Here is a 21,504-nt window from a genome sequence, read left to right on the forward strand (position 1 = left end):
TCCCGGGAGCATCACGATGAAGCGACTCGACACCGCCCCCGCCCGGGGGTTTTTCGCACCCGACCGGCGCGGCCTTCTGCAGGCCGGCCTTGCATGCGTATGCGCCGCCAGCGGCATCGCCCAGGCGCAGACGCCCTTTCCCTCGCGGCCGATCCGTCTGGTGGTGCCTTTCGGCACCGGCGGCGTCACCGACACCAGCGCCCGGCTCATCGCCGACAAGCTCGGCCAGGTGCTGGGCCAGCCGGTGGTGGTGGACAACCGGGCGGGCGCCGCCGGCAACATCGGCACCCAGCAGGTCGCCCAGTCCGACCCCGACGGCTACACCCTGCTGCTCGGCTACGACGGCACCATGGTGGTCAACCCGAACGTCTATGCCAAGGTGCCCTTCGACCCGATCAAGGACTTCGCGCCCATCGGCAAGATCGGCAACGCGGTGCTGGTGATCGTGGTCAACCCGCAGGTGCCGGCGCACAACTTCCAGGAGCTGATGGCCTGGGGCAAGAGCCAGCCCGGCGGCATCTCCTTCGGCACCTCGGGCACCGGCAGCACTACGCATCTGGCGGGCGAAAGCCTGAAGCAGCGCACCGGCATTCCACTGGTGCACGTGCCCTACAAGGGTGGCGGCCAGGCGCTGACCGACGTGGTCGGCGGCGTGTTGCCGATGCTGTTCCCGGCGCTCGCCGGCGCCGCGCCCTTCATCAAGAGCGGCCAGGTGCGCGCCATCGCGGTGTCGTCGGCCGAACGCACGCCGGCCTTTCCGGAGATACCGACGCTGCTGGAGAGCGGCGTGAAAGACTTCGTCTTCGACTCCTGGGTCGGCCTGCTCGCCCCGGCGAAGACGCCGCGCCCGGTCGTCGACCGCCTCGACCGCGCTCTGCAGGAAGTGCTGCGCATGCCCGACACCCGCGAGCGCCTGGCCGCCCTCGGTATCGTCGCCACACCCGGCACGCCGCAGGAATACGGCCGCCAGATCGCCTACGACCTGGACCGCTATAAGGCGATCGTGAAAACCGCCAACATCCGGATCGACTGATGAGCACGCTGTTCGACAAGATCTGGGACGCCCACCGGGTGGCCCGCAACGACGCCGGCGACGAGCTGGTCTACATCGACCGCCACCTGGTGCACGAGGTGTCGAGCCCGCAGGCCTTCACCGCGCTGGCCGAGGCCGGCCGGGGCATCCGCTCCAACGCGCGGCACATCGCGGTGCAGGACCACAACGTGCCCACCACCGCCGACCGGCTGAGTTACATCGCCAGCCCCGAGAGCGCGGCGCAGATCGAGGCCCTGCGCGGCAACGCCCGCCGCACCGGCATGCGCCTGCTCGACCTCGACGACGCCCGCCAGGGCATCGTGCACGTGGTCGCGCCGGAACAGGGCTGGGTGCTGCCCGGCTCCACCGTGGCCTGTGGCGACTCCCACACCGCCACGCTCGGCGCCCTCGGTGCGCTGGCCTGCGGGGTCGGCACCTCCGAGGTCGAGCACCTGATGAGCACCCAGAGCCTGTGGATGCGCAAGCCGCTCACGCTGGGCATCGAGATCGCCGGCACCCTGGGGCCCGGCGTCTACGCCAAGGACCTGGCCCTGGCCGTGATCCACCGCATCGGCACCGGCGGCGGCGTGGGCCATGCCATCGAGTACTACGGCCCCGCCGTGCGCGCCCTGTCCATCGAGGCGCGGCTGACCCTCTGCAACATGACCATCGAGGCCGGCTCGCGCTTCGGCCTGGTCGCCCCCGACGCCACCACCATCGCCTACCTGCGCGAGCGGGTGAAGGGCGCGGCGCGCGAGCACTTCGACGCCGCCGTCGCCGCCTGGGCCCACCTGCACACCGACGACCCGGCCGACTACCGCCGCCGCGTCGCCATGGACGCTGCAGCGGTGGTGCCCACCGCCACCTGGGGTACCACGCCTGCCGACAGCGCCGCGCTCACCGGCCGGGTCGGCGACGGCACGCCCGCGGGCGACGCCACCGAGCAGGAACGCATCGCCGCCGCCCTGGCCTACATGGGCCTGGAGACCGGCCAGGCGATGTCGTCCGTGCCGATCGACATCGCCTTCATCGGCTCCTGCACCAACTCCCGCATCGAAGACCTGCGCGCGGCCGCCGGCATCGTGCGCGGCCAGCGCATCGCCGCCGGGGTGCGCGGCCTGGTGGTGCCGGGCTCCACCCAGGTCAAGCACGAGGCCGAGGCCGAAGGGCTGGCCCAGGTCTTCGTCGACGCCGGCTTCGAATGGCGCGAATCGGGCTGCTCGATGTGCATCGGCATGAACGGCGACAGCGTGGGTGCGGGCCAGCGCTGCGCCTCCACCTCCAACCGCAATTTCGAGAACCGCCAGGGCCAGGGTGGCCGCACCCACCTGCTCAGCCCCGCCGCCGTGGCCGCCTCGGCCCTGCGCGGCCGGCTGACCGACCCGCGCGAGGTGATGGCATGAAACGCAGCGTGACCACCGTGGCCGGCCATGCCGCCCTCATCAACCGCGACGACATCGATACCGACGCGCTGTTTCCCGCGCCCTATCTGCGGCTGACCCAGCGCAGCGGCATGGGCCGCTACCTGTTCGCCGACTGGCGCGCCGACGCGCGACCGGAAGTGGCCTTCATGCAGGCCGCCGAGCCGCCGCGCTTTCTGGTGGGCGCGGTCAATTTCGGCTGCGGCTCCTCGCGCGAGCAAGCCGTCTGGGCGCTGGCCGACTACGGCGTGCAGGCGGTGCTGGCGATGTCCTTCGGCGACATCTTCCGCAACAACTGCGTGAAGAACGACGTGGTCGCCGCCACGCTGTCCCCGGACGACCATGCCACGCTGGTGAAGGCCCTGGCCGCGAACCCCGGCGCCGAACTGCGGCTCGACATCGCCTCGCGCACCCTGCAGCTGCCGGGCGACCTCGATCTGCCGGTGGTGCTGGCCGAGGGCCATGCCGAGCAGCTGCTGTCGGCCGAAGACCACATCGCCCGCACCCTGCACTACACCGACGCGCTGCAGGCCTACGAGGACCGCGTCAAATCCGAGCAGCCCTGGCTTGCCCGGATCGATTGATTCCCCGATTCCATTCATCACAACCGCAAGAGAAACTTCCCTTCATGGCAAATCCCCTCCTCAAGCAGAAGCTCGCCGCCGGCGAATTCCTGGTGATCCCCGGCGTGCAGGACATGATCGCCACGGTCATGGCCGACAAGGTCGGTTTCGACTTCGTCTATGGCAGCGGCTACTGGCTGACCGCCTCCGCGCTGGGCCTGCCGGACGCCGGCATCGCCACCTATACCGAGATGGTCGACCGCATGCGCACCGTCTGCCGCACCACCAAGGCGGCCGTCATCGCCGACGCCGACACCGGCTACGGCGGCCTGCTCAACGTGCACCACACGGTGCGCGGCTACGAGGCCGCCGGTGTCACCGCCATCCAGATCGAGGACCAGGAATTCCCCAAGAAGTGCGGCCACACGCCGTTCAAGCGCTGCGTGCCGGTGGAGGACATGGTCGAGAAGATCAAGGTGGCCGCCGAGGCGCGCGAGGACAAGGAGAACTTCCTCATCATCGCCCGCACCGACGCCCGCGCCAGCCTGGGCGTGGACGAGGCGATGCGCCGGCTGGAGGCCTTCGACAAGGCCGGCGCCGACATCCTGTTCTTCGAGGCGCCGCAGTCCGAGGAAGAGATGCGCCGTGCCTGCGCCGCCTTCGACAAACCCATGCTCGCCAACATGGCCGACGGCGGCAAGACGCCGATCCTGCCGGCCAAGGTGCTCGAAGAGATCGGCTACTCGCTCGCCATCTTCCCGGCCATGACCAGCCTGGCCGCCGCCGCCGCCATGGAAGCCGCGCTGCGCAACCTCAAGCAGTCGGGCACCAGCCTGAGCCCGGACGTTCCCCTGGCCGACTTCAACGAGTTCTGCAGCCTGATCGGCTTCGAGGAAGTGTGGAACTTCGAGAAACGCTGGGCCCGCTGAAGATGAAAGCCAGAGCCGCCGTGCTGCGCGAAATGGGCGCAGCCTATCCCTATGCCGACAGCCGCCCGCTGCGCATCGAGGAAGTCGAACTCGCGCCGCCCGGCCCGGGCGAGGTGCTGATCCGCATCGCCGCCGCCGGGCTGTGCCACTCCGACCTCTCGGTCATCAACGGCGACCGCCCCCGGCCGATGCCGATGGCGCTCGGCCACGAAGCTTCGGCCGTGGTGGTGGAGACCGGTGCCGGCGTGCAGGACCTGGTCGTGGGCGACCATGTGGTGGTCGTGTTCATGCCCAGCTGTGGCCACTGCCAGCCCTGCGCCGGCGGCCGCCCCGCCTTGTGCGAGCCCGGCGCCGCGGCCAACGGCGCGGGCACGCTGCTGTCGGGCGCGCGTCGCATTTCGCAGGTCGGCCAGCCGGTCAACCACCACCTGGGTTGCTCGGTCTTCGCCGACCACGCGGTGGTGTCGCGCCACTCGGTGGTGAAGATCGACGCGGACATCCCGCTGGTGGAAGCGGCGCTTTTCGGCTGCGCGGTGCTGACCGGTGTCGGCGCCGTCATCAACACGGCGAAGCTGCAGGCCGGCCAGAGCGCGGCCGTCATCGGCCTGGGCGGCGTCGGGCTGGCCGCGCTGATCGGTGCGCGTGCGGCCGGTGCGCGGCAACTGGTGGCGGTGGACCTGTCCGACGACAAGCTGGCCCAGGCCCGCGAGCTCGGCGCCACCCACACCGTCAACGCGCGCGATACCGACGCGGCGGCCAGGATCCGCGAACTGAGCGGCGGCGGCGTGGAGTTCGCCTTCGAGTTCGCCGGATCGATCCGCGCGCTGGAACTGGCCTATGCCATCACCGCGCGTGGCGGCACCACCGTCACCGCCGGGCTGCCACCGGCCGGCGCCACCATGGCGCTGCCGGCCGTGAGCCTGGTGGCCGAGGAGCGCACGCTCAAGGGCAGCTACATCGGCACCTGCGTGCCCTCGCGTGACATTCCGCGCTACATCGAGCTCTATCGCCAGGGCCGCCTGCCGGTGGACCGCCTGCTCAGCGGCCGGCTGCAGCTCGACGACATCAACCAGGGCTTCGACCAGCTGCACGAAGGCAAGGCCGTGCGCCAGGTCGTGGTGTTCCCCGAACTCTGAAGCCCCGAAAGGCCGGGGCCGGGGCTCAGGCCTCGGCCGTCGGCTTGCGTTCCTGCCAGACCTGCGTTTCCAGCAGCCGGCCGACGTCCTCGCGGATGTAGCGGAACAGCTGCTTCATCGCCTGCGTGGCCGGCCGCTTGGTCGACATGGCCACCGACAGCACGCTGGGCACCGTCGGGTTGACGATGGGGCGCGCGGCCAGCAGGCCGTGGGCCACGTGGTACGAAATGGAACCGAAGGGCAGGAAGGTGTAGGCGAAGCCTTCCTCGGCCAGCCGAATCAGCGAATGCATGCCCTCCACCTCCAGGCGGATGTTGGGCTGCGCCGGCAGCAGCGCCGCCGCCGTGTCGATCACGTCGCGCAGGCCGTGGTGCGGGCTGGGCAGCACCAGCGGTAGCTTGAGCGCCTCGGCCAGGTCGATCGGCGCGTCGGTGGTCATGGCCCCGTGGCCGGCCGCGCCGACCAGCATCAGCTCGTCGGAGATCAGGGTTTCCAGCGCCAGCTTGGCCCGCTTGGGCACGTTGTAGACCACCGCCACGTCGACCTCGCCGGCAATCAGCCATTCGAGGATGTAGCCGCTGATGGCGTCGCGCACCCGCAGCGACACGTCGGGGAAGTCGTGGCTGAAGCGGCTGACCAGCGGCACCAGCAGGGTCTCGGCCAGCATCGGCGGAATGCCCAGCACCACGCTGCCGGCCGTGCTTTTGCGCATGGCCTGCATCTCGCGCACCGCGCCGTCGGCGCGCGTGACGATGTCGTTGGCCGACTCCAGAAAACGCTCGCCCGCCTCGGTCAGCGTCACGCCGTGGCCGGTGCGCCGCAGCAGCGGCAGGCCGAGCTCTTCTTCGAGCAGCTGCAGCTGGCGCGTCAGCGCCGACTGCGTGACCCCGACGGTGACCGATGCGCGCGACAGGCTTTCGGCTGAGGCGATGGCGATGAAATAACGGAGCTGGCGCAGATCCATGGGGCGGCAAGCGGATGCCTTCGTTGATATGCGTTTCATCCTAAGGAGGCGCCGCCCTTCGCGCATCGGTACTCATACCTGTTATTCGCGCTTCGTCGATCGAGGCGGAGCCCGGTCGCCGCCGGGCCGAGTCGCTCAGGCGCAGGATCGGCTCGTCGCGGATGCAGCGACAGAAGCGCTCCATGGCGTCGCTGCGCGGCCGCGTGGCGCTGGCCGCGATCGACAGCACGCCGGGCAGCACCGGGTCGACGATGGGCCGGGCGCGCAGTTCGCCGTTGGCGATGCGCGAGGCCACCGCCGAATACGGCAGGCAGGTGAAACCCAGGCCTTCGCGCACCAGGCTCAGGATGGGCGCGATGCCGTCGATGCGAAAGGAGATGTCGGGCATCACCCCGCGCTGGCGCGCCGCCTCGTCGAGCATGCCGTGCAACCCGGCGCCCGAGCGCGGCATGAACAGCGGCAGACCGAGCACCTCGGCCAGCGCGATCGGCCCGGGCGTGCGCATCGGCGGGCGGTGCGCGGCGCCGATCAGCTGCAGGTCGTCCTGCGCCACCGTCTCCAGCTGCAGCGCGGCGCGCGGCGACACGTTGTAGACGATGGCCAGGTCGATCTCGCCGAGCGCGGTGAGGTCGAGCAGCTCCACGCTCGGGTCTTCGTGCAGGCGCAGCGCCAGACCCGGGTTCTGCCGCACGAAACGGCGCACCACCGGCACGACGAGCGATTCGGCGATGAGCGGCGGCACGCCCACTGACAGCCCTCTCCGCGTGGCCGGTTCCGCAGCGATGCGCGAGTGGTCGAGACCCTGTTCCATGCCGGAATTATGAAAAGCCGCGCACCGCCCGAACACCGCGTTTCGCTCATACCTGCTATCGGTTGCGATGCGTGCGACCGGCTTCCACACTTCGCGCCAAACAGCGGCCCCGGTGCCGTGAAGACGGAGACAAACGCATGCCAGACAGCATTCCAGCCGGACTGCAGCCGCGCCCTGCCCCGCGCCATCCGCAGGCCGGTGAAAGCCCCGCCCCGGACGACTTCATCCTGGAGACGCGCGGCCTCGGCAAGCAGTTCAAGGGCTTCGCCGCCGTGTGCGACGTGAACCTGAAAGTGCGACGCGGCACCATCCACGCGGTGATCGGCCCCAACGGCGCGGGCAAGACCACCACCTTCAACCTGCTGACCAAGTTCCTGCAGCCCAGCAGCGGCACCATCCTGTTCAACGGCCGCGACATCACCCGCGACAGCGCGGTGCAGATCGCCCGCCAGGGCGTGGTGCGCTCCTTCCAGATCTCGGCGGTGTTCCCCAAGCTCACCGTGCTGGAGAACGTACGGGTGGCGCTGCAACGCAAGGCGGGGCTGGCCACGCAGTTCTGGCGCTCCGAGAAAAGCCTGCGTGTGCTCGACGACACCGCCATGCGCCTGCTCGGCGAGGTCGACCTGCAGGGCTTCGCCGACACCGCCACCGTCCACCTCGCCTATGGCCGCAAGCGCGCGCTGGAGATCGCCACCACGCTGGCGATGGAGCCCGAGCTGATGCTGCTCGACGAACCCACCGCCGGCATGGGCCACGAGGACATCGACACCGTCACCGCGCTGATCCGCAAGGTGGCGGCACAACGCACCATCGTCATGGTGGAACACAACCTGGGCGTGGTGTCCACGCTCTCGGACACCATCACCGTCATGCAGCGCGGCTCGGTACTGGCCGAAGGGCCGTACGAGGAGGTGTCGCGCAATCCGGCGGTGCTCGAAGCCTATGTAGGAACCCAGACCGATGACTGACGCCTCCCCCCTGGACGCCGCCGCCGTGCCGCTGCGCATCCGCGGCCTCAACGCCTGGTACGGCGAATCGCACGTGCTGCACGGCGTGGACATGGAAGTGCGGCGCGGCGAACTGATCACCCTGCTCGGGCGCAACGGCGCCGGCCGCACCAGCACGCTCAAGTCGATCATGGGCATGGTCGGCCAGCGGCGCGGCTCGGTGGTGGTCAACGGCGTGGAGACCATCGCCCTGGCGCCGCACCGCATGGCGCCGCTGGGCGTGGGCTACTGCCCGGAGGAACGCGCCATCTTCGCCTCGCTCACCACCGAAGAAAACCTGCTGCTGCCGCCGGTGCTGCAGGAAGGCGGCATGACGATCGACGAGATCTACGAGATGTTCCCCAACCTGCTGGAGCGCCGGCACAGCCCCGGCACCCGGCTGTCCGGCGGCGAGCAGCAGATGCTGGCGCTCGCGCGCATCCTGCGCACCGGCGCCAAGCTGCTGCTGCTCGACGAGATCACCGAAGGGCTGGCGCCGGTCATCGTCAAGACGCTGGGCCGGGTGCTGCGACTGCTCAAGCAGCGGGGTTTCACCATCGTGCTGGTGGAGCAGAACTTCCGCTTCGCCTCGGGCATCGCCGACCGCCATTTCTTCATGGAACACGGGCGCATCAAGGCGGTGCTGGGCCGGCACGAACTGGCAGAACGCGCCGACGAACTGCACCAGTGGCTGGGCGTCTGACGCCCTGGCTACCCGACAGGCCAACAACGACGACGGAGACAAACATGACATCCACCACCCTTCGACGCCTCGCCGCCGGCATCGCCGCCGCCGGCCTGGCCTGTTCCCTGGCCGCGCAGCCGGCCGGCGGCAAACTCTCCGACGGCCGGGTGCGTTTCGGCGTGCTGACCGACATGTCGGGCGTGTACTCCGACCTCGCCGGCCCCGGCTCGCTGCTGGCCGCGCAGATGGCGGTGGAAGACTTCGGCGGCAAGGTGCTGGGCGCGCCGGTCGACATCGTTTCGGCCGACCACCAGAACAAGACCGACCTGGCCGCCAATACCGCGCGCCAGTGGTTCGACACCCAGCAGGTCGACGCCATCGTCGACCTCGTCAGCTCGCCGGTGTCGCTGGCGGTGATGGAGATCGCCAAGCAGAAGAACAAGGTGGCCTTCGTCAACGGCTCGGGCACCTCACGGGTCACCAACGACAGCTGCAACGCCAACACGGTGCACACCTCCTGGGACAGCTATTCGCAGTCCTACAGCCTGGTGGACGCCATGGTGAAACAGGGCGGCGACAGCTGGTTCTTCGTCACGCTCGACAACGCCGGTGGCCAGAGCGTGGAGCGCGACGGCATGGCCGCCGTCAAGGCCGCCGGCGCCAAGGTGGTCGGCAACGTGCGCTTTCCGCTGAACACGGCCGATTTCTCGTCCTTCGTGCTGCAGGCCCAGGCCTCCAAGGCCAAGGTGATCGGATTGATCGCCTCGGGCGCGGACACGGTCAACGCGGTGAAAGCGATCAACGAGTTCGGCCTGACGAGGCAGCAGAAGGTGGTCGCCATGGTCACCTTCCTGCCGGAGATCCACAGCCTCGGGCTGCAGGCCGCGCAGGGGCTGATCCTCAACGAGGCCTTCTACTGGGACACCGACGCCGACACCCGGAAATTCTCCGAACGCTTCTTCGCCAAGAGCAAGAAGATGCCCGACGCGGTGCACGCCGGCGTGTATTCGTCCATCACCCACTACCTGCGCGCGGTGCAGGCCGCCGGCACCGACGACGCGGCCGCCGTCATGAAGAAGATGAAGGAGACGCCGGTCAAGGACTTCTACGCCCGCGGCGGGTCGATCCGCGAGGACGGCCGCATGGTCTTCGACATGCGCCTGGTGCAGGTCAAGAAGCCCGCCGAATCGAAGAAACCCTGGGACTACTACGACATCGTCGCCACCATTGCGGCGGACCAGGCCTTCCAGCCGCTGTCCAAAAGCACCTGCACCCTGGTGAAGAAGTGACCATGGAACGCCCCGCCCACCACTGGATCGCCGCCCTGCTGGTGTCGATCGGCCTGAGCACCCTGGCCATTCCCGCCGCCGCCCAGACCGCGCCGAAGATCTCCGACGGCCGGGTGCGCTTCGGCGTGCTCACCGACATGAACGGCCCCACCTCCGACCTCGCCGGCCCCGGCTCGGTGCTGGCTGCACAGATGGCGGTCGAGGACTTCGGCGGCAAGGTGCTCGGCCTGCCGGTCGACGTGGTCTCGGCCGACCACCAGATGAAACCCGACCTGGCCGCCAACACCGCGCGCCAGTGGTTCGACACCCAGCAGGTCGACGCGATCCTGGACCTGGCCAGCTCGCCGATCGCGCTGGCCGTCATGGAGATCGCGCGGCAGAAGAACCGCATCGCCTTCGTCAACGGTGCCGGAACCTCGCGCATCACCAACGACGCCTGCAACGCCAACACGGTGCACACCTCCTGGGACGCCTATTCGCAGTCGTACAGCCTGGTCGACGCGGTGGCCAAGCAAGGAGGCGACAGCTGGTTCTTCATCACGCTCGACAACGCCGGCGGCCACGGTGTCGAGCGCGACGGCATGGCCGCGGTGAAGGCCGCCGGCGCCAAGGTGGTGGGCAGCGTGCGATTTCCGCTGAATTCGCCGGACTTTTCTTCCTACGTGCTGCAGGCCCAGTCGTCCAGGGCCAAGGTGGTCGCGCTCATCGCCTCGGGCACCGACTCGGTCAACGCCTTCAAGGCGATCAACGAGTTCGGCCTGAACAAGACGCAGAAGGTGGTCGCCATGGTGACCTTCATTCCCGAGGTGCACGCCCTGGGCCTGCAGGCGGCGCAGGGGCTGATCCTCAACGAAGCCTTCTACTGGGACGCCGATGCCGGCACCCGGCAGTTCTCCGAACGCTTCTTCGCCCGCTTCAAGAAGATGCCCGACGCGGTGCATGCCGGCATCTACTCGTCCATCACCCACTACCTGCGCGCGGTGCAGGCCGGCGGCACCGACGAGGCGGCGGCCGTCATGAAGAAGATGAAGGAAACGCCGGTCGACGACTTCTACGCCCACGGCGGCCGCATCCGCGAGGACGGCCGCATGGTGTTCGACATGCGCTTGGTGCAGGTCAAGAAGCCGGCCGAGTCGAAGAAACCCTGGGACTACTACCAGGTGCTGGCCACCATTCCCGCCGAGCAGGCCTTCCAGCCGCTGGCCAAGAGCACCTGCCCGCTCATCCGGAAACCCTGACATGGACATCTTCGGCGTTCCCCACCAGGCCCTGCTCGGGCAGATGTTCATCGGGCTGGTCAACGGCTCGTTCTACGCCATCCTGAGCCTGGGACTGGCCATCATCTTCGGCCTGCTCAACGTGGTGAACTTCGCCCACGGCGCGCTCTACATGCTGGGCGCGCTGCTCACCTGGATGGCGCTCAACTACCTGGGCATCAACTACTGGCTGGCGCTGCTGGTCGCGCCGCTGGCCGTGGGCGGCCTGGGCATGGTCTTCGAGCGCACCATGATCCGCCACCTGCGCAGGCTCGACCCCATCTACGGCCTGCTGCTGACCTTCGGCATGGCCCAGGTGCTGCAGAGCCTGGCGAGCAATTCCTACGGCGTCACCGGCCTGTCGTACAGCCCGCCCGAACTGCTGCGCGGCGCCACCGACGTGGGCTTCATGCGGCTGCCCAACTACCGTGCCTGGGTCGTCGTGGCCTCCATGGCGGTCTGCCTGTCGACCTGGTACGTGGTGGAGCGCACCCGCCTGGGCGCCTACCTGCGCGCCGGCACCGAAAACCCCGGCATGGTGCAGGCCTTCGGCATCAACCTGCCGCTGATCGTCACGCTCACCTACGGCTTCGGCGCCGCGCTCGCGGCCTTCGCCGGCGTGCTGGCCGCGCCGGTGGTGCAGGTCAGCCCGCTGATGGGCGCCGACATCGTGGTGGTGGTGTTCGCGGTGGTGGTGGTCGGCGGCATGGGCTCGATCCTCGGCTCCATCGTCACCGGCCTGCTGCTCGGCGTGGTCGAGGGCCTGACCCGCGTGTACTACCCGCCGGCCTCCAACGTGGTGATCTTCGCGATCATGGCGGTGGTGCTGATGTTCCGTCCTTCCGGCCTGTTCGGCACCGCCAAATGAACCACACGCACACGACCTCCCCCACCCCGTCGCGCCTGGCCCGCCTGCGCGGCCCGGCCATCGTCCTGCTGCTGCTGGCCAGTCTGGCGGCGCCGCTGGTGGTGTATCCGGTCTTCATGATGAAGATCTACTGCTTCGCGCTCTTCGCCAGCGCGTTCAACCTGCTGTTCGGCTTCGCCGGGCTGATGTCCTTCGGCCATGCAGCGTTTCTGGGCAGCGCGGCCTACATCTGCGGCTACTCGGTGCGCAGCCTGGGTTTTCCGCCCGAGCTCGGCCTGTTGGCCGGCACCGCCACCGCCGCCGTGCTGGGTTTCGTGGTCGGCCGGCTGGCCATCCGGCGCGAGGGCATCTACTTCTCGATGGTGACCCTGGCGCTGGCGCAGATGGTGTATTTCATCTGCCTGCAGGCGCCCTTCACCGGGTCGGAAGACGGCATCCAGGGCATACCGCGCGGCAAGCTGCTCGGCTTCATCGACCTGGACAACCCCCTGGCCATGTACTACTTCGTGCTCGCCATCTTCGTTTTTGGTTTCTGGTCGGTGCACCGCATCGTGCATTCGCCCTTCGGCCAGGTGCTCAAGGCCATCCGCGAGAACGAGCCGCGCGCCATCTCGCTGGGCTACGACGTGCAGCGCTACAAGCTGGTGACCTTCGTGCTGTCGGCCTCGCTCGCCGGCCTGGCCGGCGCCACCAAGACCCTGGTGTTCCAGCTGGTCACCCTCACCGACGTGCACTGGTCCACCTCCGGCGAGGCGGTGCTGATGACGCTGGTGGGCGGCATGGGTACCATCTTCGGCCCGCTGGTGGGCGCGGCCGTGGTGGTGTCGCTGGAGCATTACCTCTCGGGGTTGGGCTCCTGGGTCACGCTCATCATGGGTTTGATCTTCATGGCCTGCGTGCTGATGTTCCGCGAGGGCATCGTCGGCAGCGCCCGCTCGTTCTGGCAGTGGCGCCGCGCGCGCCGCGAAGCCGCTACCGCGGCAAAGCCGCTTTCCGTCAACGCCGAGGCCTGAGCCTTTCAATCTTGCCGCCATGGATAAATTCGACCCCCGCTACAAGAAGAGCAACTTCCCGCAGATCCGTCCGGACTGGCTCGCGCTGACGCAGGAGGAAGTGCTGCTGCCGGAGCAGCGCATCGTCGACACCCACCACCATTTCTGGGACGAGGAAAGCGCGCCCTACCACGCCGGCGACCTGCTGGCCGACCTGCGTGGCGGCCACGCGGTCGAGGCGACGGTGCTCGTCGAATGCAAGGCCCGCTATCGCGCCGACGGGCCGGTGCATCTGCGCCCGGTCGGCGAGACCGAGTTCGCGGTGGCGCAGGCCGAGCATGCGGCCCGGCAGGGGGTGAACGTGTGCCAGGGCATCGTCGGCTGGGCCGATCTGCAGCTCGGCGAGCGGGTCGAGGAGGTGCTGGCCGCGCATGCCGAGGCGGGCAAGGGGCGGTTTCGGGGCGTGCGTTGCCGGGCCGCGTGGAGCGACGACCCGGTGCTGGCCGGGCCTGCGGACGGGCCGCCTGCCGGGCTCGTGCTGGAGGCGGATTTCCAGGCCGGGGTGCGGACCTTGACCCGGATGGGCTACAGCCTGGATCTCTGGCTGTATCACACGCAGTTGGGCGATGCGATCCGGCTGGCGCAGGACTGTGCGGAGACGCCTGTCGTGTTGAACCATGTCGGCGGGCCGTTGGGGATCGGGCCGTTCGCCGGGCGGCGGGCGGAGGTGTTCGATGTCTGGCGCCGGGACATGCTGGCATTGGCTCGTTGTGCCAATGTGCATGTCAAGCTGGGCGGGCTGGCGATGCCGCGGACCGGCTTTCCGTTCGCTTCTGCTGCAGCGCCTGTTTCGTCCGAGGAGCTGGCTGCTGCCTGGAGGCCCTACATCGAGACCTGCATCGAAGCTTTCGGGGCAGAGCGTTGCATGTTCGAGAGCAACTTTCCTGTCGATAAAGGGATGTGTGGGTACACCGTGCTTTGGAATGCCTTCAAGCGGGTGGTGGGGGGGGCGTCCGTTGGCGAACGGGAGGCGCTGTTTGACGGTACTGCGCGGGTGTTTTATCGGATTTGAAGTTGGGGTTTGCTCTTTGCTGGGGCAGCTTGTCTTTTTTCTTTTCTTCTACTGTTCGTAGGGTGGAGCTGGGGGCTTGCGCGCCCCCAGACCCGCGGTAACTTTCTTTTGTTGGGACAAAAGAAAGTCACCAAAGAAAAACCCTTGAAGACGAGCTCGAAGCTCGGTCGGGCCATTGCTTCGCTCGGCCTGGGGAATGTGCCTTCGAACGCTCTAGCGGCAACAGTTTGGACAAGGGTTGATCCAGAGCCATGGCCCCGCTTCGCGGGTCGAGGCTGAGAGGGTAAGGACAGTTCACCGCACTGAGCACGGTGAGGGGGCCGCGCTGGTTCAATCGCCATGCTCGCTGCGCGCCGGGGTGTGGCCGGAGCGATCAGTCGCGTGCGATTCGCCCCGCTTGTCGATTTGATCAGTGCGCCCGGTTCTCAGCCGGCCGGCGGTCATGTCATATGACCATTCGACGCGCCAGTGCGTTCTCGGCCGTGCAAGCAGCGCGCGTGGCCATCGGAGCAGCACGGCCCCGTCGCTGTGCTCAGTGCGGTCACCTGTTCTTACCCTCTCAGCCCCAACCCTGCGAAGCAGGGGCAGAGGCACTGGATCGACCCTTGTCCAAACTGTTGCCGTTAGAGCGTTCGAAGGCACATTCCCCAGGCCGAGCGAAGCAATGGCCCGACCGAGCTTCGAGCTCGTCTTCAAGGCAACTTTCTTTGGTGACTTTCTTTTTTGCCAGAAAAGAAAGACACCGTCTTGGTCGTCAAGCCCCGGCTGCAGAAACCAGCGACGGGTCGAATGGTTTGCCCGACCTGAGTACTCCAAAAACGATCGCCAGCAACTTGTGCATGCAGGCCACTACCACGACCTTCTTAGGCTTGTTCTGCGCCCTCAGACGCTGGCTGAATGCCGCAACGATCGGATTGCATCGACTGGCGACAATTGCCGGGAAATACAACGCCTTCTTCAGCTCCCGGTGGCCCTGCGCATGAGTGCCATGGTGCTTGTTGAGCGAAGTGCCCGACTGTCTGATCAAGGGCGAAACACTCGCAAACGCCGCCAGCTCCTTGATCGACTTGAATCGCTCGGGCCGGCCTATGCGCGCCAGCAGTTGCGCCACCGTGCGCTCTCCAATGCCCGGAATGCTCTGCAGCAAACCATCTCGCTTCTGAAGATCCGGGTCGTCGTCGATGGTCTGGCGAATCCGGCGCTGGACCTCCTTGATCGATTGCGTCAGCACATCAATCATCTCCTGCAACGAGGGTTGTACCGCGCTGTGCGCCACATCCAGGCGGTTGAGCTCGCCCTGGCGGATCTGCTGCAGCGTGTCCAGACGCGCAACCAGCGCCTGCAACTCCCGCACCGCCCTGCTCGGTGCCTCCCAGGCCTCTGGCCGCGTCATCCGGCAGAACCTCGCCAGGCTCCTGGCGTCAGCGCTGTCGGTCTTGTTGCGCGTGCCCTCCACCTCGATGAAGCGTTTGACCTTCATCGGGTTGGCGACCGAGACCAGCACGCCCTGGTCGTGAAGCGAACACGCGAGCAGTTCGTGGTACGTGCCGGTGGCCTCCATGCAGACATGCACTTGCGACACACCGCCCTGTACGTGCTCGACCAACCAGCCAAACAAGGCCGCGCAACCGCTTGCCGTGTTGGGAAAAACCTTGGTCCTGTACTTGCCCTGCTCGTTGAGCAACGCCGCATCGAGCTTGGCCTTGCTGACATCTACGCCCACTTGAGAGTTCATTGCCGACACCCTGCAAAAAAGCACGCTATTCGACTCTCTCAACCTGATACGCGGGGTCAGCCAGCGGCCCGCGCGGGCCGCTGGCGCCCCAAGACACCGTTCGAGCTACGACGTCGAATCCGTCACCGTGCACCAGTCTTTCTTACGGGATCTGATCCCAAGTTACCGCACAGGGTCACCGCAACGGGCCTCCTTCGCGCGAAGGGAAGCTGGCCCACAAGGTATCAGTTACCGCGGGTCTGGGGGCGCGCAAGCCCCCAGCTCCATCCTACGAACAGTAGAAGAAAGAAAAAAAGACAAGCCAGCAAAGAGCAAGCCCCAGCCCCCCCCCTCAGCAAAGAGAAGAAATCGAAAGAGCTCAAAACCACCAGATACAGCAAACGAAGCGACAGGATCAATCGCCGCGATCCCCCCACCAGAACCCCTCACCCTCCCTCCTCAACTTCCCCCCAAACGGCGCCAAGAAATGCGCTGGCAACAACGTAGCCCCCCGATCAACGCACTCCCCCAAAACCCGCGTCCGGGTCGCGACAGACTGCACCTGGTCGATACACCCAAAACAACTCCACCCCGGATTCCTCAGTTGCACCGGGTGATGAATCATGTCCCCGGTGAACACGGCCGCCTCACCACCCGAGGTAAGCCACAGGGCCACATGCCCCGGCGTATGCCCGGGCGTCGGCGCGACGACCAGACAGTCGGCGATCTCCGCGTAGTCGTCGACCACCATCGCCTGTCCCGCCTCCACCACCGGCAGCACACTGTCCCGATACCCCGCCAGGTGATGACTGTTCGCATCCGTCGCGAACTTCCCCGCCCAGAACTCGTGCTCCTTGCGTCCGAAGACGTACTTGGCGTTGGGAAAGGTCGGCACCCACCGCCCATCCACCAGCCGCGTGTTCCAACCCACGTGGTCGGCATGCAGATGGGTGCACAGCACATAGTCGATGTCTTCCGGCCGGGCGCCGGCAGCGGCCAGCCGTTCGAGAAAGGGCGTCTGCAGCTGGCACCAGTCCGGCCGCCCCGGCCGGTCCTTGTCGTTGCCGATGCAGCCATCGATCAGGATCTTCGCCCGGCCGGTGTCCACCAGCCACGAATGCATGCTCAGCAATAGCCGGCCGCTGTCGGCCTCGTAATGGCCAGGCGCCATCCAGTCGATGTTGCGCGCCACGTCCTCCTCGGTGGACAGGCGGAAGAAGTCGCGGAACAGAAAGCTCCGGTCGATCATTTCCTCCACCCGCGTGGCCGTCACCGTGCCGATCTTGAATCTCACCACCATCGCTCGCTCCTTGGGTCCGAATTCAGTACAGCTCCATCAGCCGGGCGTTGTCGGCCAGCTCGGCGGGCACGGTGTCGCGCACGATCGCGCCCGCCTTCATCACCAGCACCCGGTCGGAGATCTTCAGCGCTTCCTTGACGTTCTGCTCCACCAGCAGGATCGACATGCCGGTGCGGTCCTGCAGCTCGCGGATCGGCCGCAGCAGGTCCTGGAACAGCTTGGGCGCCAGGCCGATGGAAGGCTCGTCCATCAGCAGGCAGCGCGGCTGGCTGAGCAGCGCACGGCCGATGGAAACCATCTGCTGCTGACCACCCGACAGCGAGCCGGCGCGCCGGTCGTAGAAGTCCTTCAGCAGTGGCAGCACCGACAGCACCCAGTCCAGCCGGGCGGCCTGCTCGGCCTTGGGCACGCCGGCGGCCCACAGGCCGAGCCGCATGGTCTCGGCGACGGTGAGGCCGGGGAAGATGCCGCGCCCCTCGGGCACCAGCGACACGCCGCCGGCCACCAGGTCCCGGGGGCTGGGCCGGGCAATGGCGCGGCCGTGCAGCGCGATCTCGCCGGCCGACACCGGGATCAGCCCGACCAGCGCCTTCAGCAGCGTCGACTTGCCGGCGCCGTTGTGGCCGATGAGGCACAGCACCTCGTTGGCCCGCAGGTCGAAATCCAGGCCTTCGAGCACCGGCCGCCCGCCGTAGCCCACGACCAGGCCGCGTCCGCTCAGTACCGTGTTGTCGCCGCTCATGCCGCCTGCTCCCCGAAATAGATGGCCGCCAGGTGCGGATCGGCCAGCACCTGGGCCGGCTCGCCGTCGGCCAGCAACTTGCCGCGATCCAGAAAGGCGATGCGGTCGGAGATGCCGACGACGATATCGAGGTTGTGCTCGATGATGCAGACGGTCACGCCACGCCGGGTCTGCGAGCGCAGGAGTTCCAGGAAAAGCGCGTACGAGTTGCGGTCCAGCCCGGAGGCCGGCTCGTCGAGCAACCAGAGCGTGGAGTCGGTGGCCATGACGCGGGCGATGCTGAGGAACTTGCGCTCCGCGTACGACAGGTCGATGGCCCGCACCCGGGCCTTGCCGGCCAGCCGGGTCTGCTCGAGGATCTGCGCGACCCGGTCGGCGCGGCCACGTGCGCCCGCCCGACCACCGCGCTGCCACAGCCAGGCGCGCGGCTCCATGGCGGTCAGCACGTTTTCTTCCACGCTCATCTGGTCGAAGAGCCGCAGGTCCTGAAAGGTGCGACCCACGCCCATGCGGGCGATGCGCCAGTGGGCAGCGCGGCCGATCGGCTGGCCGTGCAGCAGGATTTCGCCGGAGTCCTGCGCCAAGTGGCCGGTGATCTGGTTGAAGAGCGTGGTCTTGCCCGCGCCGTTGGGGCCGACCAGGGTGGTGACGATGCCCGGGCGCAGGCTGATGGAGACGTCGTCGGTCACCTTCAGACCGCCGAAGCTCTTGTTGAGGTGGCGGATCTCCAGGATGGGCGGCGCGGTGTCGCTCGCGGTGAGAGGGGTGACGCTCATTTCACCCCCTGCCTCGCCACGCCCGCGATGCCGCCGGGCCGGTAGATCATGAGCAGCACCATCGCCAGGCCATAGACGATCTGCTGGATCGAGCCCACCTCGGTCTGCGGCAGAAACGGCAGGTAGCTGAACAGGCTGGGCAGCACCATCAGCAGCACCGCGCCGACGATGGGGCCGAGCACCGTGCCGACGCCACCGATGATGATCATGGCCATGAGCTGCACCGAGGTGTCGAGCGTGAAGCTCTCCACGTTGATGAAGCTCAGGTAGAAGGCGTAGAGCACGCCGGCCACCGCCGCCAGGGCCGAGGAGACGACCACGCTCAGCGTCTTGATCGCCGCCACGTTCTTGCCGCAGGCGCATGCAGCCGATTCGCTGTCGCGCACCGCGCGCAAGTTACGGCCGAAGCTGGTCTTGAGCAGCACGCTGGTGACCGCGACGATCGCGAGCAGGCAGCCCGCCGCCAGGCCGAGCGCCTCGTAAGGGCCGTCGAGCTCCTGCTGGAACAGCCGCGCCGGCGGTATCGCGCTCAGGCCGCTGTTGCCGCCGGTGACCGACTTCCATTCGGCAAAGACCGTCAGACCCAGCATCTGCAGCCCGAGCGAGGCGGCGACGAAGTATTCGCCCCGCACCCGCAGCGCCGGCAAGGCCAGCACCAGCGACAGCGCGCCGGCCACCGCCATGGCCACCGGCAGCACCGCCAGCAGCGAGGAGCCCCAGGTCAGGCCCATGTAGGCGGCCACGTAAGCACCGATGCCGAAGAAGATGGCGTGGGCCAGCGAGAAGATGCCGGCATAGCCCAGGATGAAGTTGAGGGTGACCGCCAGGATCGCGTTGATGCAGATCAGCGTCGCCAGGTTGAGCAGGTAGGCCAGCATGGGCGGTGCTTTCTTCAGGAGGCTACCGGCCGGCCGAAAAAGCCGGTCGGCCGGAACAGGATGAAGGCGAACAGCACGATGAAGCTGACCGCGTCGGTCCACTGCGGCGGAAACCACAGCAGCGCCAGGTTCTCGGCCATGCCCAGCAATAGCCCGGCGCAGGCCGCGCCTCGCAGGCTGCCCACCCCGCCGACGATGGTGGCGGCCATGCTGATCAGCATCACGTGGTGGCCGATGGCCGGGTTGAGCCCGGCCGAGGCCGAGGTGAGGATGGCCGCCGGCACCGCCAGCAGCGAGCCGAGCGCGAACACCACCGTGGAGAGCCGGCGCGGGTTCATGCCGAAGACCCGCACCAGCTCGGGGTTCTCCGACAGCGCGCGCAGCGCCACGCCCACGTTGGTCCGCATCAGGAACACCTGCAGCGCCAGGAAGAACACCACCGCGCAGACGATGGCGATGCCCGACAGCGGCGAGACGAAGAGCGAGGGCATCAGCTCCACGCTGGCGCTGAGCGGCGTCGACACCGAGATGAAGCTGCGGCCGAAGACGATGCCGATGGCGTTCTGCACGATGATCGCCGCCCCGAACGAGGCCACGAAGACGGTGAAGTACGAGCCCTCGTGCCGCTTGATCGGCAGGTAGACGCAGCGGTCCATGAACACGCCGAAGGCCACCGCCGCGACCGCCGCCGCGGCCGTGGCCAGCGACCAGTGCAGGTGGGCGATGGAGTAGAGCCAGTAGAAGACGTAGCCGGCGATGGTGAAGGTGGAGCCATGCGCGAAATGGAACACCTTGGTCGAGCCGAAGATCAGCGAGAAGCCGACCGCGGTGAGGGCGTAGAGCGCCCCTACCTGCAGGCCGTTGATCAGCAGTTGCAGCAGCAGCATGGCGGGTGGCGGGTGGCGAGTGGCTACTGCACCGGCAGCACGGCGATCACGCGCGTGGACTTGCCGTCGTACTCGTTGACCTGCATCGGCGCGGCCACGGTGCCGTTGTCCTGGAAGACGATGCGCCCGCCCACCATGTCGAAGGCCTTGGTCTCCAGGCGCTGGGCCAGCAGGTTCTCACCGGTGATCGGCTTGCCCTTCTTCTGCAGCTCCACCGACAGCAGCGCGAACAGGCGCACCGAGTTGTAGAAGTTGGCGGCGTAGATGGTCGGCTGCTTGCCCGGGTACTTGGCGCGGAACGACTCCACGAAGCGGCGGGTGACCGGGTCCGGCGAATCCCAGTTGACGTGCTGGGTGGTGTAGAGCGCGCCCTTGGATTCGGGCAGGGCTTCGAGCTCCGGCAGCACGAAGGTCGAGAAGCTGGCGAGCTGCTGGGTCACGCCGTTGTCGCGCAGCTGCTTGACGATCTGCACCTGCTGCGCGCCCCACGAGGCGATGTAGATCGCATCGGGCCTGGCCTCGCGCACCTTGGCCGCGATGCCGCTGAACTGCTGCAGGCTCGCCGGTATCGACAGCGCCGCCACCAGCTCGCCACCGGCGGCCGGCAGGGTGCTCTCCATCTCCTTGAGCACCGCCTGGCCGACCGTCTCGTCGACGTAGATCAGCACGAAGCGCTTGGCCTTGCGCTCCTTGATCAGGTAGGGAAGCATGGCCTTCACGTCGAAGCTGATCAGCGGCAGCACGTTCCAGAAGAACGGCCCCTGCTCGGCCAGCTCCGGCGCCACGCCCGAACCGTTGAGGATGGGCGTCTTGCTGCGCGCGGCGATGGGCGCGGTGGCCTTGAGCACGCCGGTGAAGGACGACAGCACGTAAGGCACCTTGTCGACGTTGACCAGCTTGTTCATGCCGATCACCCCGCGCTGCGGCGTGCCCTGGCTGTCTTCGTAGACGATGGACAGCTTGCCCGGCAGCATCTTGTCGGCGTTGATATGGTCCACCGCCAGGTTGCTGCCGGTCATGAAGACGTCGCCGTACGAGCCCTGGGGCCCGCTGAGCGGAAAGTTGGCGCCGATGCGGATGTCCTGCGCCTGGGCCGAAAGGCAGGCGAGGGCCGTGGCCGCGCACGCGATGGCGCGCAGGATGGACCGGGTTGTCATGGTGTTTGTCTCCTTCGTGAAAAACCGGGGACGGCCGCCCGGCCC

General features: G+C 67.8%; 21 protein-coding genes. 12 read left to right on the forward strand and 9 right to left on the reverse strand.

Going from position 1 to position 21,504, the window contains the following annotated elements; all coding sequences use genetic code 11:
- The first annotated feature begins 16 nt into the window (after positions 1-16).
- The 5 genes from R9X41_RS14925 to R9X41_RS14945 are packed head-to-tail and all read left to right on the forward strand — an operon-like array spanning position 17 to position 5,082.
- A complete protein-coding gene (locus tag R9X41_RS14925) occupies positions 17-1,033 on the forward strand; it encodes a Bug family tripartite tricarboxylate transporter substrate binding protein (protein ID WP_318631227.1) in 1,017 nt (338 codons plus the stop codon).
- A complete protein-coding gene (gene leuC / locus R9X41_RS14930; protein WP_318631228.1) occupies positions 1,033-2,436 on the forward strand; it encodes a 3-isopropylmalate dehydratase large subunit in 1,404 nt (467 codons plus the stop codon). The genes R9X41_RS14925 and leuC overlap by 1 nt, the downstream gene beginning before the upstream one ends.
- Positions 2,433-3,038 carry a 3-isopropylmalate dehydratase small subunit gene (locus R9X41_RS14935; RefSeq protein ID WP_318631229.1) on the forward strand — a complete coding sequence of 202 codons (606 nt, stop codon included), beginning with the start codon at positions 2,433-2,435 and terminating at the stop codon, positions 3,036-3,038. Before leuC ends, R9X41_RS14935 begins: the two co-directional genes overlap by 4 nt.
- A gap of 44 nt (positions 3,039-3,082) precedes the next feature.
- Positions 3,083-3,946 carry an isocitrate lyase/PEP mutase family protein gene (locus R9X41_RS14940; protein WP_318631230.1) on the forward strand — a complete coding sequence of 288 codons (864 nt, stop codon included), beginning with the start codon at positions 3,083-3,085 and terminating at the stop codon, positions 3,944-3,946.
- A gap of 2 nt (positions 3,947-3,948) precedes the next feature.
- Complete coding sequence (locus R9X41_RS14945; RefSeq protein WP_318631231.1) at positions 3,949-5,082, forward strand: zinc-dependent alcohol dehydrogenase family protein; 1,134 nt, start codon at positions 3,949-3,951, stop codon at positions 5,080-5,082.
- A gap of 25 nt (positions 5,083-5,107) precedes the next feature.
- Here R9X41_RS14945 and R9X41_RS14950 read toward each other — a convergent pair whose 3' ends face one another.
- Both R9X41_RS14950 and R9X41_RS14955 read right to left on the reverse strand, forming a co-directional pair.
- Positions 5,108-6,046: a LysR substrate-binding domain-containing protein gene (locus tag R9X41_RS14950; protein ID WP_318631232.1), complete on the reverse strand. Its 939-nt coding sequence runs from the start codon at positions 6,044-6,046 to the stop codon at positions 5,108-5,110.
- A 40-nt stretch (positions 6,047-6,086) separates the two neighbouring features.
- Positions 6,087-6,857, reverse strand: a complete 771-nt coding sequence (locus R9X41_RS14955; RefSeq protein ID WP_318631233.1) for a LysR substrate-binding domain-containing protein — start codon at positions 6,855-6,857, stop codon at positions 6,087-6,089.
- Between the two features lie 137 nt (positions 6,858-6,994).
- Here R9X41_RS14955 and R9X41_RS14960 point away from each other — a divergent pair, with 137 nt between their 5' ends.
- The 7 genes from R9X41_RS14960 to R9X41_RS14990 are packed head-to-tail and all read left to right on the forward strand — an operon-like array spanning position 6,995 to position 14,005.
- The gene (locus R9X41_RS14960) at positions 6,995-7,825 is read left to right on the forward strand and encodes an ABC transporter ATP-binding protein (RefSeq protein WP_318631234.1); all 831 of its coding nucleotides are present in this window, start codon (positions 6,995-6,997) and stop codon (positions 7,823-7,825) included.
- The gene (locus tag R9X41_RS14965) at positions 7,818-8,546 is read left to right on the forward strand and encodes an ABC transporter ATP-binding protein (RefSeq protein WP_318631235.1); all 729 of its coding nucleotides are present in this window, start codon (positions 7,818-7,820) and stop codon (positions 8,544-8,546) included. The genes R9X41_RS14960 and R9X41_RS14965 overlap by 8 nt, the downstream gene beginning before the upstream one ends.
- 44 nt (positions 8,547-8,590) lie before the next feature.
- On the forward strand, positions 8,591-9,817 hold the full coding sequence (locus tag R9X41_RS14970; RefSeq protein WP_318631236.1) for an ABC transporter substrate-binding protein: 1,227 nt from the start codon (positions 8,591-8,593) through the stop codon (positions 9,815-9,817).
- Between the two features lie 2 nt (positions 9,818-9,819).
- Complete coding sequence (locus R9X41_RS14975) at positions 9,820-11,055, forward strand: ABC transporter substrate-binding protein (protein ID WP_318631237.1); 1,236 nt, start codon at positions 9,820-9,822, stop codon at positions 11,053-11,055.
- 1 nt (position 11,056) lies between these two features.
- Positions 11,057-11,941, forward strand: a complete 885-nt coding sequence (locus R9X41_RS14980; RefSeq protein WP_318631238.1) for a branched-chain amino acid ABC transporter permease — start codon at positions 11,057-11,059, stop codon at positions 11,939-11,941.
- Complete coding sequence (locus R9X41_RS14985; RefSeq protein WP_318631239.1) at positions 11,938-12,954, forward strand: branched-chain amino acid ABC transporter permease; 1,017 nt, start codon at positions 11,938-11,940, stop codon at positions 12,952-12,954. Before R9X41_RS14980 ends, R9X41_RS14985 begins: the two co-directional genes overlap by 4 nt.
- A 19-nt stretch (positions 12,955-12,973) precedes the next feature.
- Positions 12,974-14,005 (forward strand): amidohydrolase family protein, encoded by a 1,032-nt coding sequence (locus R9X41_RS14990; protein ID WP_318631240.1) that lies wholly within the window; start codon positions 12,974-12,976, stop codon positions 14,003-14,005.
- 754 nt (positions 14,006-14,759) lie between these two features.
- Here the strand turns inward: R9X41_RS14990 and R9X41_RS14995 are convergent.
- From R9X41_RS14995 to R9X41_RS15025, 7 genes are all read right to left on the reverse strand, one after another.
- Positions 14,760-15,740, reverse strand: a complete 981-nt coding sequence (locus R9X41_RS14995) for an IS110 family RNA-guided transposase (protein WP_318631241.1) — start codon at positions 15,738-15,740, stop codon at positions 14,760-14,762.
- A 394-nt stretch (positions 15,741-16,134) separates the two neighbouring features.
- Entirely contained in the window at positions 16,135-17,019 is an 885-nt protein-coding gene (locus R9X41_RS15000; RefSeq protein ID WP_318631242.1) for an MBL fold metallo-hydrolase, read from the reverse strand.
- A 22-nt stretch (positions 17,020-17,041) separates the two neighbouring features.
- Entirely contained in the window at positions 17,042-17,761 is a 720-nt protein-coding gene (locus R9X41_RS15005) for an ABC transporter ATP-binding protein (RefSeq protein ID WP_318631243.1), read from the reverse strand.
- Entirely contained in the window at positions 17,758-18,537 is a 780-nt protein-coding gene (locus R9X41_RS15010) for an ABC transporter ATP-binding protein (protein WP_318631244.1), read from the reverse strand. Before R9X41_RS15010 ends, R9X41_RS15005 begins: the two co-directional genes overlap by 4 nt.
- The gene (locus R9X41_RS15015) at positions 18,534-19,415 is read right to left on the reverse strand and encodes a branched-chain amino acid ABC transporter permease (RefSeq protein ID WP_318631245.1); all 882 of its coding nucleotides are present in this window, start codon (positions 19,413-19,415) and stop codon (positions 18,534-18,536) included. The genes R9X41_RS15010 and R9X41_RS15015 overlap by 4 nt, the downstream gene beginning before the upstream one ends.
- 14 nt (positions 19,416-19,429) lie before the next feature.
- On the reverse strand, positions 19,430-20,302 hold the full coding sequence (locus R9X41_RS15020; RefSeq protein ID WP_318631246.1) for a branched-chain amino acid ABC transporter permease: 873 nt from the start codon (positions 20,300-20,302) through the stop codon (positions 19,430-19,432).
- Between the two features lie 23 nt (positions 20,303-20,325).
- Complete coding sequence (locus R9X41_RS15025; protein ID WP_318631247.1) at positions 20,326-21,459, reverse strand: ABC transporter substrate-binding protein; 1,134 nt, start codon at positions 21,457-21,459, stop codon at positions 20,326-20,328.
- Positions 21,460-21,504: the final 45 nt, after the last annotated feature.

This window comes from Xylophilus sp. GOD-11R, assembly GCF_033546935.1.
In the GTDB taxonomy this organism is placed as follows: Bacteria; Pseudomonadota; Gammaproteobacteria; order Burkholderiales; family Burkholderiaceae_C; genus Xylophilus.